Consider the following 13,718-nt stretch of genomic DNA (forward strand, 5'->3'; position numbering starts at 1 on the left):
CTCCCATCTGTCCGCTCGACTTGCATGTATTAGGCACGCCGCCAGCGTTCGTCCTGAGCCAGGATCAAACTCTCCATATAAGAGTTGATTAAGCTCATAAGTTGTCTTTTCAAAAAAGACTAAAGAATTAACGTTGACGTTTATGTTCGTTCAGTTTTCAAAGATCAATCATATCAGTCGCTATCTTTCTAAGCAACTTTTATATTATACCAATTACAACCTTCAGTGTCAATAACTTTTTAGAAATATTTTCTCTCAGTTATGTTGTGAAAGCTGTTCTTAAATAATAGCATCGCCAGTGTTTCAGGTCAACGTTTTATTCGTGGTACTTTATTCCAGTTTGTTTTTATTTTTTTAAGTTTTCTTTAGACCATCATAACCTGTTGAAAGTATAAAATTCAGTTTGATGAGAACATATAATTATTTAATTTCCTGATTAATACCAGCAATAGCATAAGTATCACACTAAAGTAAAGAGGATTCCAAAAAGTGCTTATCTTTAAAATGTCCATTTTCACCATAAAGCAATGAAAAGCTAAATCGGCAAAAAATAATAAGACCATCCATATAAATCGATAAAACTTTATTATGATGATGGTCAGCAACAGGGCATAGATAATCCAAATAAGAACACTAAAAGCTATATGGTCCTGATAAGGCGATTCAAACCACCCGATCTTATACTGATGAGTTCCCAAGATAGCCGTTAAACCAAAAGATATCCCCTGGTAAATTGTGGTGCTGGCCATATATACAGTTATAAATTGAATAAATAAAGTAGGAGCTTCAACTCTACTTCTCCACCATTTAATAACAAAAACCGAAGCAAACAAGATGATCGGGGTAAACCAGGATTTCCACCAATTATGTTCATAGATGCCCAGCCAGAGAAACAGCTCTTCTATCCCGAAAATAGCGGCGATTATGAAAATTATCCATTTAAAGCGCATTCTAAAAGCAGCTATTGCCATTAATACACTCGGAATAAAAAAAGCCTGTGAAATACTGGAACCAAAAACATCATCATACCATTGAATTGAAAATAATTTCGGATAATAGGAATAGGCATCGCCTAAAATTAAAACGATGTACTCCATTAAAAAAGAAAGTCCCATAACGAAGAAATAAACCGCAAGATTATACCGGAATTCAGTTTTAATAAAAGTTATATAAATGAGGCCAATGCTAATGAGCACTAATCCAAGAAACCAAAGCAAATTTGACATTCTTCCACATCCAGTTTAGCACGTTTCCATTATTTTGTTCATCATGGACAAACATATACTTTACCTTTGAAGGAAGGGCAATTGAACTAAGGTTTCCCCTTTCTAATACTTATAAAGCTAAATAGGGTGAAATGTATGGATTTTGAAAGTCATTTTATGTTGCCCAGGCCCGAGGGAAAGGGGTAAACGCCGAGAAGAAGTCAGTGGAATATGAGATAATGCGCTAAGGGATTTTTTTGATGATGTGCTTACAAGCGCAATAGAAAAAATCAGCAAAAAACAAAGGGCGATGTCATCGCCCTTACAATTATTTAGAAAAGATGCTGTTATTGTTAACGACTTGCAATTCTTTAGTCGTTTCTTTCATTTCACTTTTGCAAATCGGACAAATAGGTACCTGGCTGCTTTTGAAATTGTCCCTTACCCAGCAGTTGCAAGACTCAGATGTACACTCCCAGATCTTTACTTCTTCAACCTTGATTTCTTCCAAATTTTTTCTGCCAAATCCCATTGCCATAATCAGGCACCTCCCAAAGAGTAAGACCCTTACCCAAAATAAAAATCACTTGCTATATAAAGTGACGAACCACTGGCTCTATATAACAAGTGTTTATGGGCAATATTATATTCTTTTAACTAAAATTAGTATAACATATTTTAAGGGTTCTGTCAAAAAGTTCTAAACTCACACAGCAGCCATAGAACCATGGCAAAAAATTGATAAATACTATTAAACCAATCTGGGAAAAGTGTATAATGACATGTACAGTAGCGAAAGAAAGGGTGAAGACCATGAACATTACAAGCTATACGGTTGAGTACATACAGGATCCGACCGGCATTTTAACGGGTGACCGCTATGAATACTTTTTAGATATCGACGTAGATGAAGACGATGATTTATATTCAGAGAATGACATTAAGTTAAGAGTGCTTTATTATAAAAATGGAGAAGATGAGAGGATTCTTAATTATCATTTTATTGAAAGTCATTCAGGAAACATTTTGGATTTCGCTTTAGATGAAGAGGAAGAAAAAACGGTTTCAGCTTTCTGCAGAGAGAACCTTTCTCAAGCACAAGATTAAGAGCAGGCCCCCCTGCTCTTTTATTTTATTACTGAATTTTTTTCCCCTCTTCAATAATGTGATACATTAAATGTGCCAAATGCTGTATCGGTGTATAAGCTTCTTCTTCCCTATCCACATTATTTCCTTCATTAAAGTCAAGATCATTCAGATAAAGAGCTGTGAATTGATAGAAATCCTTTAATTCAAAAGCAAAGCATGCACTGGGTTCTTCCGATTCTCCTTCATATTGGAGAACCAGATAAGACTCCTTACCTTCCTTATCGACAGCATCAAAAAATATAAAATATCCAACATTTGAGTTCAATTCAAATAAATGCCTTGTGCCGCCTTCCGTGTATAGTTCAAAGTCATTTTCATTTAGTTTTTGAACAGCCATCGGCTGTACATTGTCTTCCTTATGGAACATCACTGTGAATTTCTTCATTAATTCTCCCCCTTTTTCCATACAATCCTAACATATAGCTAAATTTATTTACATAATTTCAATTACAATGCAAATGGATTGAATTTTAGGACTATTCGTTTGATCCTTTTTCTTATATTATTGGTTTATCATTTCTTTTATACAGGAGGCCGCCTGAGTGCTGACAGAAAAACAATTATTCGAAATCCATTCTCTCCAGCATATATGCGAAGAGACCGAAAATATTAATTTAAAATTAAACTGGGATACCTTGAAGTCGAGACCTGCCGGTAATGAAAATGACTATTTCCAATATGATAACAGCGGGAATTTATTAGGTTACCTTGCTTTATATAATTTTGGAGGACCTGTCGAATTATGCGGAATGGTTCACCCTAATCATAGACGAAAGGGCATCTTCTCCAGCTTATTCAATCAGGCAGCAAAACAATTGGCCCTGGCACGCAAATTGCTTATTAATGCTCCAGCCTCTTCCCAATCAGCAAAAGGTTATTTAAAATCAATTCCCTGCATCTATTCATTCTCCGAGTATCAAATGAAACGCCATAAAAGTACAAAAATCGGAACAGCAAATCCTGAAGTAACTTTGCGGCAAGCAGTAGGCAGTGACCTTTCTTTCATTAATTATCTGGATACTGCATGCTTTGAAATCCCTAAAGATGAGGCAGAAGCTTTTAATAACAATATCTTTGATTGCGAAAATGAGAGGACTTTTATAATTGAATACAAAAGCGAAAAAGCCGGCAAAATCAGGATTCAAAGAGAAAAAGATGCTGCGTGGATTTACGGCTTTGCTGTCGATCCTTCATTTCAGGGAAAAGGAATCGGCAGGGGTGCTCTTACCAATGCTGTTAATCTGGAAAACAGCAAGGGAGTTAACTGGGTGCATCTTGAAGTAGCTGCAAAAAATGACCATGCACTGTCATTATACAAATCATGCGGTTTTGAACCATACGGCACACAAGATTATTATGAATATGATCTTAACACACTCAAGATTTGAAGCCATTTTATTCCTTTGAATCGAAGAAAACATGATTGAATGTCATTTCATTTGTAATTTTCAGGATGCCGAACGAATAGTTCGGCTGCCTGCGCTTGTCTGTGGGAGACCCGGGATTAAACAGGATTACTCCATTATAGAGTTTCTTTACAGGAATATGAGAATGCCCAAATATAATAGCATCAACATTTTCCTTATCAAAAGCTTCTATACTTCTTTTTTCAGTTGTTTTTCCCTCTCCATGTCCATGGACTACCCCTATTTTATAACCTTTTAGTTCAAGCAGTATTCTTTTCTTAAATATGGTGCAAAGTTCATCACTGTCGGTATTACCATATACCCCCTCAACAGGAGCATATTTTTTTAATTCATAATACAGATCAACGCTCTGCCAATCCCCAGCATGAATAATTAAATCACAGCTGAGAAGTTCATTCAGCAGAACACCAGGCAGTTGTTTTGACTTCTTTGGCATGTGGGTATCAGACAAGATAAGGGTTTTAATCACTATCATTCCTTTCCACTTACTTTTATTCCCTATTTTACCCCAAAATTAAAAGAGCCCCTTAAAAGGGACTCTCTTAACAATCAATTATAACTTTGTTACATTTACAGCTTGCGGTCCACGCTGGCCCTGCTCTATGTCAAAGTTAACTTCTTGGCCTTCATCAAGGGTTTTGAAACCTTCTGTTTGGATCGCAGAGTAATGAACAAATACATCTTCTCCGCCTTCAACTTCGATAAAGCCAAAACCTTTTTCTGAGTTAAACCATTTTACTTTGCCTGTTGCCATGTAAATTTCCTCCTAATATCTATAACTCACAGAGTGATTTTTTACCCTGCATTTACTAATATGGGTAAATTCCTCAAATTTTATAATAAAATGTTCAAAAAGTACCGGAAAAAAATCAATTTATCCATTTTCTCTCCGATATTAGTACGCATTATCCTTTATTGCTGCTGCTGCGGTTTTTACTGCGCCTGTCACGCCCGCCTTTAAAATCTCTTCTATCCCGGCCGCCGCCTCTTGACCTGTCGCTGAATCTTCTTCCTCCGCGGTCTCCTTTAGGTTTTCTCACACGGATCGGTTCCACAGCGGTTAGTTTAACCGGTGTTACATCAGGGCCCTTAGTCAGTAATTTAATGGCTGCAGCAAGCAATGTGACAGAATCTGTGTCTTCAAGTAGATTTTCAGCAACTCTTTTGAAGTCAGCATGTTCTTCTTTTTCAATGACTTCCATGAGTTTATTAATAGTCGCCTGCTGATTGCCTGCAACAACATCCTTAAAGGAAGGAACAGGCTTTTTCGCCATTTTGCTCTTTGTAACACTTTCAATTATTTTCAGGTGGTCAATTTCTCTTGGAGAAACGAACGTAATTGCCAGCCCTTTATTTCCGGCACGTCCAGTACGTCCAATCCGGTGAACGTAGCTTTCAGGATCCTGCGGAATATCAAAGTTATAAACATGGGATACGCCTGATATATCCAGACCCCTTGCAGCTACGTCAGTGGCTACCATTATATCGATTGTCTGCTCTTTAAATCGGCGGATAACCTGATCTCTTTTCGCCTGGGGAATATCACCATGAATCCCTTCAGCCGAATAGCCTCTCTTGATAAGGCCTTCTACCACTTCATCTACACGCTTCTTAGTCCTCCCAAACACAATAGCCAGTTCAGGTGACTGAATATCGAGCAGGTTGCAAAGTACATCAAATTTTTGTTTTTCATGCACTTCCATATAGTACTGTTCAATATTTTTAACAGTCATTTCTTTCGCTTTCACTTTAACCATTTCCGGTTCCTGCATGAATTTTTCTGCAAGAGACTGAATTCTTTTTGGCATTGTTGCAGAGAAAAGAAGGGTTTGGCGCTCACCTTTAATTTCACTTAAAATTCTTTCAATGTCCTCTATGAATCCCATATTAAGCATTTCATCCGCTTCATCCAGAACTACCATCTTGATGTTGCTTAAGCGGATTGTTTTTCTTTCAATATGATCAATTAATCTTCCCGGTGTAGCAGCAATAATATGCGGACGCTTTTTTAGCGCACGGATTTGGCGGGTGATATCCTGACCACCGTAAACAGGAAGTGTCCGGACTCCCTTTACCTGTCCTATACGGTTTAATTCTTCTGCCACCTGTACAGCAAGCTCCCGTGTTGGTGCAAGGACAAGACCTTGAATACCTTCGTTTAAATCAATCTGCTCTAACAGCGGCACACCGAAAGCAGTGGTTTTTCCAGTTCCAGTCTGCGCCTGGCCAATCATGTCCTTACCCTTCATTCCGATTGGAATTGCCTGTGCCTGAATTGGTGTTGGTTCCTCGAAGCCCATATTGGAAAGGGCTTTTACTATTTCATTACTTAAGCCAAAATCTGAAAAAGTTGTCAAAATATAAGTTCCTCCTTGAATTGCATATCTTATTAGGTACTGAAAGATTGTTTTTGTATAAAGACATGGACACTTTACTAGGCTTTCCAGTTTGTATCTCTTTTTTACATTTCCGTTTGCACTATTTTTAAACTTTTTGTAAGTGAAGTATTTTAATTGGGTGAAATGAAAAATACATATTCCTAAAAGCAGTTATTGCAGAAGATCTGTTTTGAGGAATGCTGAAGGCTACAAAGTGGATAAGCAAACATAAAAAGGTGATGCATGATTAGACATGCATCACCTCATTTTAAGCAAATTATGCTTTTGTTACGTTAGCAGCTTGAGGTCCACGGTTACCTTCAACGATTTCGAAAGTTACGTCTTGACCTTCTTCTAAAGTTTTGAAACCTTCAGTTTGGATAGCGGAGAAGTGTACGAATACATCTTGACCTTCTGAAGATTCGATGAATCCGAAACCTTTTTCTGCATTAAACCATTTAACTTTACCTGTGTTCATTTGTGTTGCCTCCCAATAAATTGTTTTTCACTATAATGTACCATATAAACTTAAACATAAAAAAGTCGCAGCTGCCAGAAATGAGGATGAACGATCGCCTACATTTCTTTGCAGCTACGACTACTTATCCAAAAAGTATATAACGAACTTTACAGCGTTAACCTAATAATAAACGACACCCAGTTATAAGTCAATCCTTTTAAAGATCAATTTTTATTTAGGGATAAATGAACTATTTATGCTTCCCTTGTATTTCAGCGATTTTTCCGCAGCATGAACAGTATGTTTCAAAAGCATGGAAATCGTAACAGGTCCAACTCCTCCAGGGACGGGGGTAATGGCAAACGCCTTTTCAAAACAGCTGTCATACTCTGCATCCCCAATATTTCCTTCATTATATCCGGCATCAAGGACAATAGCTCCTTCTTTAATCCATTCACCCTTGATGAAGTTAGGTTTTCCTACAGCTGCTACTACAATATCAGCTTGCTTTACAATTTGGGGCAGGTTTTGGGTATATGAATGGCACGTAGTGACTGTTGCGTTTCGATTGAGTAAAAGGGCAGAGACCGGCTTGCCGAGGATCGGGCTTCTGCCTACGACTACTGCATGCATACCTTCAGCCTTCAAATTATAAAAATCCATAATTTCCAAAATAGCTGCAGGTGTACAAGACGGATATTCACCAAATCCGAATGCAGTCTGTCCATACCCAAGGCTTGTAACACCGTCTACGTCTTTTTCAATAGCAATTGCTTCAAAAGCTTTTCGTTCATCTATATGTCCAGGGACGGGATGCTGAAGAAGGATTCCATGTACAGAAGGATCATCGTTTAATTCTGCAATCTTCTCTAATAGTTCATGTGTTGTTGTATCCTTTGACATATGGATACGTTTTGATAAAATGCCAAGTTTTTCACAAGCATTTCCCTTCATCCTTACATACGTTTCAGAAGAAGGGTCATCTCCCACCAAAATAGTGGCCAAACAAGGGACGACATCCTTCCCCTTCAATTCTTCAATTCGATTTCTTAATTGGTCTTTCACATGTTTTGCCACAACAATTCCATCAAGAATAATCTTTTTTTCCATGCATATTCCTCCTATAGGAAAAGCACCTATTCGGCAGACGGGCTTTTCCATTTTGTTATGAAAAAAGAGACAAGGGTATCCCTTATCTCTGCCCAGACGACCGGCTATACATAGACGCAGCTCCCCAGCGGTTCATTCCGCATTGTCGTCAGTCACTGCGATTTTGTTAAGCTATTCTAATGTATACATCATACCACAAAAACACAAATGATTAAACTGAAACTTATTAAATCGTTCGTGTTTTTTGCAAAATAATAAAAAAGGACAGCAAACACTGTCCTTATAAGTGATATATTTGAGTTATTTAATTATTACCTAAAACAATGAAAGCCCTTCCTCTCTTCCATCCTTGCGGCTCCTAGACCGCGCCAGTGGGAATCAGGTTGGCCGGAATCTTTTCCGACTCTTAGATGCTCTCTGAGATTTTAATATTAAATGGTAAGAAACTTACTGAAGTAAAAATACGGAGAAGTGTCTGGTTTATAGAAGATGATTAAGAAGAAAATTCAGCTTTAAGCTGTCCACACAAATTATTCTTAATTACAAACACATGCTTACTCTTTCAAAATCCTAAAGAGCATAAAACATAATAAAAAGCCGCAGTTTCACAAAAAGGAAGGTTCGGCTGCCGAACATTCCAAGTGAATTAACGACTTCAACAATATACCTCAAATACTTCAATCACTATGTTACCTTATTTGCGGTAAGGTGTCAAGAAAAAAACTTGTCACCCGTTTATTAGCCTTCTCCCTTATACTCAGTTACATCAAAATAATCGGTTGTGTCTTTATAGTCATTAAAACCAATATCCAGATCATGAAAATATCGGTGCAATTTAATTAGAACATCCTTTTCCTTAGTGCCCGACTGCACAGTTTCTGCCAGCCGTGCTATTGTGCTCAGATCAGTCTGCAAATCCTCATTCTCCGCTGATATTTTCTTTAGTGAGTTTACGATTAAGTCAGCCTGCTCCCTTTGTTTAGTCCAGCTGACTTTACGGTCTCTCCCCCATCCAAGTGTTTCATTATAAAAAGTATGATTGGAGGCAATGAAGTCTCCTAAATCATCGTACATTAAATCCTGTTCGGATGTTTCCGCATTTGCCGAGGTTTTTTTCACCTTGGATTCACCCTTATTTAAAAAGACAAGTACACTATATGCTGCAGCGATGGCTATGACCATTCCCAGAATTGAAAGAGCCCTGTTTATTTTTTTGTTTTTTAGCAATTTGGAAGCCTCCATTTGATTTGATTAATGTATACTGAAACTTAATGGATTTGCTGCAATTTCCCTAAAGAAACTTTCCCTGACTTCAAATGTTTTCCACGTTAATACATTCTATGCAAACTTCCTATTCCCCTTCAACGCCAAATGAAAAAGCTTTTAACACTCTGTGTCAAAAGCTATTTCTGAACTTTCTGAGTGAGAAAAACTTCCATAAAATCAATGACAAACCGTTCCAGGTCAAGCTCCATCGCTATATTATCAAGTGTTTCCGGAGGATCATCTTCGGGCAATGGCCTGAAGTCAGCTATGCTTTTTCCCTTGGCCTTTCCAAACTGTTCAATTCTTACTCTTCTTTTTAAATACTTAACAAGATCGGGATTTGTGAGAACACTTAATACCAGAACATCATGAAGTGGTGCACCTTTAATCCCTGGGACAAGCTTTTGATAAGCCTCGTAATAATAATCATAAGCAGGTTTGATTAAGTCTTTAAAAGGTGATTGGGTATTATTCGCTATAAAATTGATCGTTTCAGGCCGGATAATCGCTTTATTTGTTACATTTAGAGGAAAAATATAAATGTTTTTTGCTTTTTCAAGAACTGAATCCGCCGCAATCGGGTCAGCGTAAAAATTAGCCTCAGCCTCTGGTGTTACATTTCCCGGAACTAGAAACGCACCGCCCATTAAATAAAATGCATTTACATCTTTATATGCATCCTTTCCATACAGAATTAGCGGCAATGCCAAATCTGTCTGCCTCCCTACTCCAACGATCACCAGGTCATTTTTGTATTCATTTACAATTTCAATAATTTTATCTATATCATGTACCTTTATTTTGCTGCTGAAGTCCTCTGGAGGCTGAATGGGCCCAAGGCCTTCCTTCCCGTGTATTTCAGGATAAAAGACAGCGGTCTCACCGGATAACGGGCCGCTCGCCCCTGCAATAATGGGAATGTCCTCTCTGCCTGCAAGATTAAGCAAATAAGCAGTATTATTAATGGATTCTTCTTTTGTTATGTTGCCATAAGCGCCGACTACACCTACTAGATTAATCTCGGGATGCTGAAGGGCATACATTAGGGCAAGTGAATCATCAACCCCCGAGTCAACAAACATGAGAACATTGTACATAAGCCACCTCCGCTAGCTATTTAGTCTATATTATGCCTAAGGAATGTCCCTTTTGTTTATGAAAATACTCCTTAAAAAAGAAAACTCCCCAATTGGAGAGTTTTAATCCTGATCAGCCGGCTTTACCGCAAAGCTGAGTTCCTGGTTCAGCTGGTTTTCAAAATTACTTTCTGCAGCTGTGTCCCATTCAAATGCATCGGCCATATATGAAATTACTTGCTTTTGATAATTTTTTACCGTTTCAATATCAAAAAGAAGAGCTCCTGTTCTGCGGTTAAAAAAGTCAACAGGGGTGGCAGCCATTTCATGTTCAATTGCATATTTCAGCTTAGCCCATAATATAATCGGCAGGCCATAATTCTCAGCTTCATTCCTTTTCTTTTCAATCATATTAAAGATGATACCAACGTTAGACCCATACATTTTAACAAGGTGCCTGGACTGTTCAGCTGATAAACCGATACTTCTTCCTTTTTCAGTCTGGAACCCGATAAATTCCTGGAATTTGGATGATCCTCCTACATTTCCTCCTGAAATGGGCATTGTTTTTGTAATACTTCTGCTAAATGTTCTACTTGATTCCTGTTTGAACTTTTCAGCAAGTACATCAACAATGGTTTCGGCCATTTTCCTGTACCCTGTCAGTTTCCCGCCTGCAATTGTCAGTAAACCAGTATCCGACTCCCAAATTTCATCTTTGCGTGATATTTCGGAAGGATCTTTTCCTTCTTCCCAAATAAGCGGACGAACACCAGCCCAGCTGGATTCAATATCATTCTCCTCTATCTTTACAGAAGGAAACATAAAGTTAATGGCGTTAATGATGTATGTTCTGTCACTTGCAGTCATCTTTGGATTTACGGGATTAGAATTATAGAAGGTATCTGTTGTTCCCACATAGGTCTTTCCATCTCTCGGAATGGCAAATACCATCCTTTTGTCAGGAGTATCAAAGTACACAGCCTGCTTTAACGGAAACTTAGATTGGTCTATTACTAAATGAACCCCTTTAGTCAAACGCAGGGTCTTTCCTTTCTTTGATCCGTCTTTCTCGCGGATGGAATCAACCCAGGGACCTGCTGCGTTGATGACTTTTTTTGCTCTAACTTCATGAACCTTGCCTGTCAGCTGATCTGCAGCTGCAGCTCCGCACACTTTTCCTTGATCATCATATAAAAGTTTTTCGACCTTCAAATAGTTAACAGGCATAGCGCCTTTTTCTGCTGCAGCTTTCATTACCTCAACCGTAAGACGAGCATCATCTGTGCGGTATTCCACATAATAACCGCCGCCTTTCAGTCCATCTTTTTTTACAAGCGGTTCTTTTGATAGTGTTTCCCGGGCATTAAGCATACTTCTGCGTTCAGACTTTCTGACTCCTGCAAGAAAGTCATAAACTCTAAGGCCGATAGAAGTCGAGAATTTCCCAAACGTGCCTCCTTTATGCATTGGCAGCAGCATCCACTCGGGTGTAGTCACATGTGGTCCATTTTCATATACGATTGCCCGCTCCTTGCCGACTTCCGCTACCATTTTAACTTCAAATTGTTTAAGATATCTTAATCCGCCGTGAACCAGTTTTGTTGAACGGCTGGAAGTTCCGGCAGCAAAATCCTGCATCTCGACGAGTGCTGTTTTCATTCCCCGTGTTGCCGCATCCAGGGCAATTCCCGCTCCCGTTATGCCGCCGCCAATAATCAGAATATCAAATTCTTCCGTTGTCAGTGTTTCTATCATTTCAGTACGATTTAAATTAGAAAATGTCATTGCTGTCTCCTCCTTGTCAAAAAGGCCAGTAGTTGTAACTACCCTTTTAAGCAGGGAATAAAAAAGAGACCACAAAATACATTATCGATTACCCGATAATGATTTTGTGGTCTCTCCGCATCTCCTGCCGAACTATTAACTTAAGCTTATTATAACATAAAAGATATGATTTGTGTATAAAATCTGCTTCTGATTATTTAAATGCTATTGCAGCCTTTACAGCTTTTTTCCAGCCTTTATAAAGTTCTTCACGGACTTTTTCTTCCATTGATGGATGATATGATTGATCAATTGCCCACTGCTCAGCAATTTCCTCCTGTGATTTCCAGAACCCGACGGCCAATCCAGCAAGGTAAGCTGCCCCCAGCGCAGTAGTTTCATTGATTGTCGGTCTTTCAACCGGCACCTCTAAAATATCTGACTGGAACTCCATCAAGAAGTTATTTTTCACGGCACCTCCGTCAACCCTAAGCGTCTTAAGTTCAATGCCTGAGTCCGCTTCCATGGCAGATAAAACATCTTTTGTCTGATAAGCAAGTGACTCGAGTGTCGCACGGATAAAATGCTCTTTGGACGTTCCCCTTGTGACTCCGAATACTGCTCCCCTTACATCACTGTCCCAATATGGTGTCCCTAGACCTACAAATGCCGGAACTACATAAACTCCATCTGTCGAGTCCACTCTTTTTGCATAGCTTTCGCTGTCCTTTGCATCCTTGAGCATCCTCATTCCATCACGGAGCCATTGAATGGCAGAGCCCGCAACAAAAATGCTGCCCTCCAATGCATATTCAATTTTACCCTCTAGCCCCCAGGCAATGGTGGTTAGAAGTCCATGTTCAGATTGGACGGCTTTTTCCCCTGTATTCATAAGCATGAAACAGCCGGTACCGTAAGTGTTCTTAGCCATTCCTTTCTCAAAGCATGCTTGTCCAAATAGCGCAGCCTGCTGATCACCCGCTGCTCCGGCGATGGGAACTTCCTTCCCGAAAAAGTGATAGTCAATAGTCTTAGCATACACTTCAGAAGATGGCTTCACTTCAGGCAGCATCGTTTCAGGAACTCCAAGAATGTTAAGCAGTTCTTCATCCCATTTAAATTCGTGAATATTAAACATTAGTGTGCGGGAAGCATTCGAGTAATCGGTCACATGTGCTTTTCCTCCAGACAGCTTCCAGATTAGCCATGTATCGATGGTTCCAAATAATAATTTGCCCTGTTCAGCTTTTTGCCTTGCCCCTTCCACATGATCCAGTATCCACTTAACTTTTGTTCCTGAGAAGTATGCATCTATTAATAAACCGGTTCTTTCTCTGAATAGATCGTTATAGCCTTTTTCCTTCAATTCATCGCAAATTTCGCTTGTCTGCCTTGACTGCCAGACAATCGCATTATAAATTGGGGCTCCCGTTTCTTTATCCCAAACAACTGTTGTTTCCCTCTGATTTGTAATGCCAATGCCGGCAATTTGCTCAGGTTTTATGCCGGATTCCGAAAAAACACCTGCAATCACCGATAAAATTGAACCCCATATTTCATTAGCATTATGTTCAACCCAGCCAGGCTTTGGAAAATGCTGTGTGAACTCTTTTTGTGCTGTGTGCACAATTTCCCCTTTTTTATTAAATAGGATAGCACGCGAACTAGTAGTCCCCTGGTCTAATGATAAAATATATTTTTCCACCATTAACTCCTCCCAATCTTGTTCATTATTCTTATTTATGCCGCCACTTTAGAAGAATCAACTTCTCCTGGCTGTTTTTTGCCAAAAATATATGAAAGAATTAATACTATTATATTAACACCCAGCACTGCCCATAACATACCTGAAGCTTTGCCATCGAACATCACTTGGTAGA

General features: G+C 38.9%; 14 protein-coding genes, 1 rRNA gene and 1 riboswitch. Of the genes, 2 read left to right on the forward strand and 13 right to left on the reverse strand.

The window, feature by feature from the left end:
- The 3 genes from ACEQ1T_RS17435 to ACEQ1T_RS17445 all read right to left on the reverse strand — a co-directional run.
- Positions 1-80: ribosomal RNA gene (locus ACEQ1T_RS17435) — 16S ribosomal RNA — on the reverse strand; the annotation flags it as partial.
- Between the two features lie 318 nt (positions 81-398).
- Positions 399-1,226 carry a hypothetical protein gene (locus tag ACEQ1T_RS17440; RefSeq protein WP_206837734.1) on the reverse strand — a complete coding sequence of 276 codons (828 nt, stop codon included), beginning with the start codon at positions 1,224-1,226 and terminating at the stop codon, positions 399-401.
- Positions 1,227-1,533: 307 nt separating this feature from the next.
- A complete protein-coding gene (locus ACEQ1T_RS17445; protein ID WP_206837737.1) occupies positions 1,534-1,743 on the reverse strand; it encodes a cold-shock protein in 210 nt (69 codons plus the stop codon).
- 239 nt (positions 1,744-1,982) lie between these two features.
- Here ACEQ1T_RS17445 and ACEQ1T_RS17450 point away from each other — a divergent pair, with 239 nt between their 5' ends.
- Entirely contained in the window at positions 1,983-2,312 is a 330-nt protein-coding gene (locus ACEQ1T_RS17450) for a DUF6509 family protein (RefSeq protein WP_370223965.1), read from the forward strand.
- 28 nt (positions 2,313-2,340) lie between these two features.
- Here the strand turns inward: ACEQ1T_RS17450 and ACEQ1T_RS17455 are convergent, their stop codons facing one another.
- Entirely contained in the window at positions 2,341-2,739 is a 399-nt protein-coding gene (locus ACEQ1T_RS17455) for a cytosolic protein (protein ID WP_206837741.1), read from the reverse strand.
- 157 nt (positions 2,740-2,896) lie between these two features.
- Here ACEQ1T_RS17455 and ACEQ1T_RS17460 point away from each other — a divergent pair, with 157 nt between their 5' ends.
- A complete protein-coding gene (locus tag ACEQ1T_RS17460) occupies positions 2,897-3,742 on the forward strand; it encodes a GNAT family N-acetyltransferase (protein ID WP_206837745.1) in 846 nt (281 codons plus the stop codon).
- 7 nt (positions 3,743-3,749) lie between these two features.
- Here ACEQ1T_RS17460 and ACEQ1T_RS17465 read toward each other — a convergent pair whose 3' ends face one another.
- The 9 genes from ACEQ1T_RS17465 to glpK all read right to left on the reverse strand — a co-directional run bounded on the left by ACEQ1T_RS17465 (position 3,750) and on the right by glpK (position 13,543).
- The gene (locus ACEQ1T_RS17465) at positions 3,750-4,256 is read right to left on the reverse strand and encodes a metallophosphoesterase family protein (protein WP_206837749.1); all 507 of its coding nucleotides are present in this window, start codon (positions 4,254-4,256) and stop codon (positions 3,750-3,752) included.
- A 78-nt stretch (positions 4,257-4,334) separates the two neighbouring features.
- Positions 4,335-4,535 carry a cold-shock protein gene (locus ACEQ1T_RS17470; RefSeq protein ID WP_009332506.1) on the reverse strand — a complete coding sequence of 67 codons (201 nt, stop codon included), beginning with the start codon at positions 4,533-4,535 and terminating at the stop codon, positions 4,335-4,337.
- Positions 4,536-4,686: 151 nt separating this feature from the next.
- Complete coding sequence (locus ACEQ1T_RS17475; protein ID WP_206837752.1) at positions 4,687-6,138, reverse strand: DEAD/DEAH box helicase; 1,452 nt, start codon at positions 6,136-6,138, stop codon at positions 4,687-4,689.
- Between the two features lie 298 nt (positions 6,139-6,436).
- Entirely contained in the window at positions 6,437-6,637 is a 201-nt protein-coding gene (locus ACEQ1T_RS17480; protein WP_009332508.1) for a cold-shock protein, read from the reverse strand.
- 213 nt (positions 6,638-6,850) lie between these two features.
- Positions 6,851-7,729 (reverse strand): bifunctional 5,10-methylenetetrahydrofolate dehydrogenase/5,10-methenyltetrahydrofolate cyclohydrolase, encoded by an 879-nt coding sequence (locus ACEQ1T_RS17485; RefSeq protein ID WP_206837755.1) that lies wholly within the window; start codon positions 7,727-7,729, stop codon positions 6,851-6,853.
- Positions 7,730-7,812: 83 nt separating this feature from the next.
- A riboswitch (ZMP/ZTP riboswitch) is annotated at positions 7,813-7,895 on the reverse strand.
- Positions 7,896-8,467: 572 nt separating this feature from the next.
- Positions 8,468-8,956, reverse strand: a complete 489-nt coding sequence (locus tag ACEQ1T_RS17490; RefSeq protein WP_370223971.1) for a hypothetical protein — start codon at positions 8,954-8,956, stop codon at positions 8,468-8,470.
- A gap of 176 nt (positions 8,957-9,132) precedes the next feature.
- Positions 9,133-10,092, reverse strand: a complete 960-nt coding sequence (locus ACEQ1T_RS17495) for a nucleoside hydrolase (protein ID WP_370223974.1) — start codon at positions 10,090-10,092, stop codon at positions 9,133-9,135.
- Positions 10,093-10,194: 102 nt separating this feature from the next.
- Positions 10,195-11,859 (reverse strand): glycerol-3-phosphate dehydrogenase/oxidase, encoded by a 1,665-nt coding sequence (locus ACEQ1T_RS17500; RefSeq protein WP_370223977.1) that lies wholly within the window; start codon positions 11,857-11,859, stop codon positions 10,195-10,197.
- Between the two features lie 193 nt (positions 11,860-12,052).
- A complete protein-coding gene (gene glpK, locus ACEQ1T_RS17505) occupies positions 12,053-13,543 on the reverse strand; it encodes a glycerol kinase GlpK (protein ID WP_370223979.1) in 1,491 nt (496 codons plus the stop codon).
- Between the last annotated feature and the right edge of the window lie 175 nt (positions 13,544-13,718).

Origin of the sequence: Cytobacillus sp. (assembly GCF_964223445.1) — a bacterium.
GTDB lineage: Bacteria > Bacillota > Bacilli > Bacillales > Cytobacillaceae > Cytobacillus.

Coding starts and splice junctions, on each gene's coding strand:
- ACEQ1T_RS17495 (WP_370223974.1), bottom strand. CDS start 10,092: ATGTACAATGTTCTCATGTTTGTTGACTCGGGGGTTGATGATTCACTT.
- ACEQ1T_RS17485 (WP_206837755.1), bottom strand. CDS start 7,729: ATGGAAAAAAAGATTATTCTTGATGGAATTGTTGTGGCAAAACATGTG.
- ACEQ1T_RS17445 (WP_206837737.1), bottom strand. CDS start 1,743: ATGGCAATGGGATTTGGCAGAAAAAATTTGGAAGAAATCAAGGTTGAA.
- ACEQ1T_RS17480 (WP_009332508.1), bottom strand. CDS start 6,637: ATGAACACAGGTAAAGTTAAATGGTTTAATGCAGAAAAAGGTTTCGGA.
- ACEQ1T_RS17455 (WP_206837741.1), bottom strand. CDS start 2,739: ATGAAGAAATTCACAGTGATGTTCCATAAGGAAGACAATGTACAGCCG.
- ACEQ1T_RS17440 (WP_206837734.1), bottom strand. CDS start 1,226: ATGTCAAATTTGCTTTGGTTTCTTGGATTAGTGCTCATTAGCATTGGC.
- ACEQ1T_RS17465 (WP_206837749.1), bottom strand. CDS start 4,256: ATGATAGTGATTAAAACCCTTATCTTGTCTGATACCCACATGCCAAAG.
- ACEQ1T_RS17500 (WP_370223977.1), bottom strand. CDS start 11,859: ATGACATTTTCTAATTTAAATCGTACTGAAATGATAGAAACACTGACA.
- ACEQ1T_RS17450 (WP_370223965.1), top strand. CDS start 1,983: ATGACATGTACAGTAGCGAAAGAAAGGGTGAAGACCATGAACATTACA.
- ACEQ1T_RS17470 (WP_009332506.1), bottom strand. CDS start 4,535: ATGGCAACAGGCAAAGTAAAATGGTTTAACTCAGAAAAAGGTTTTGGC.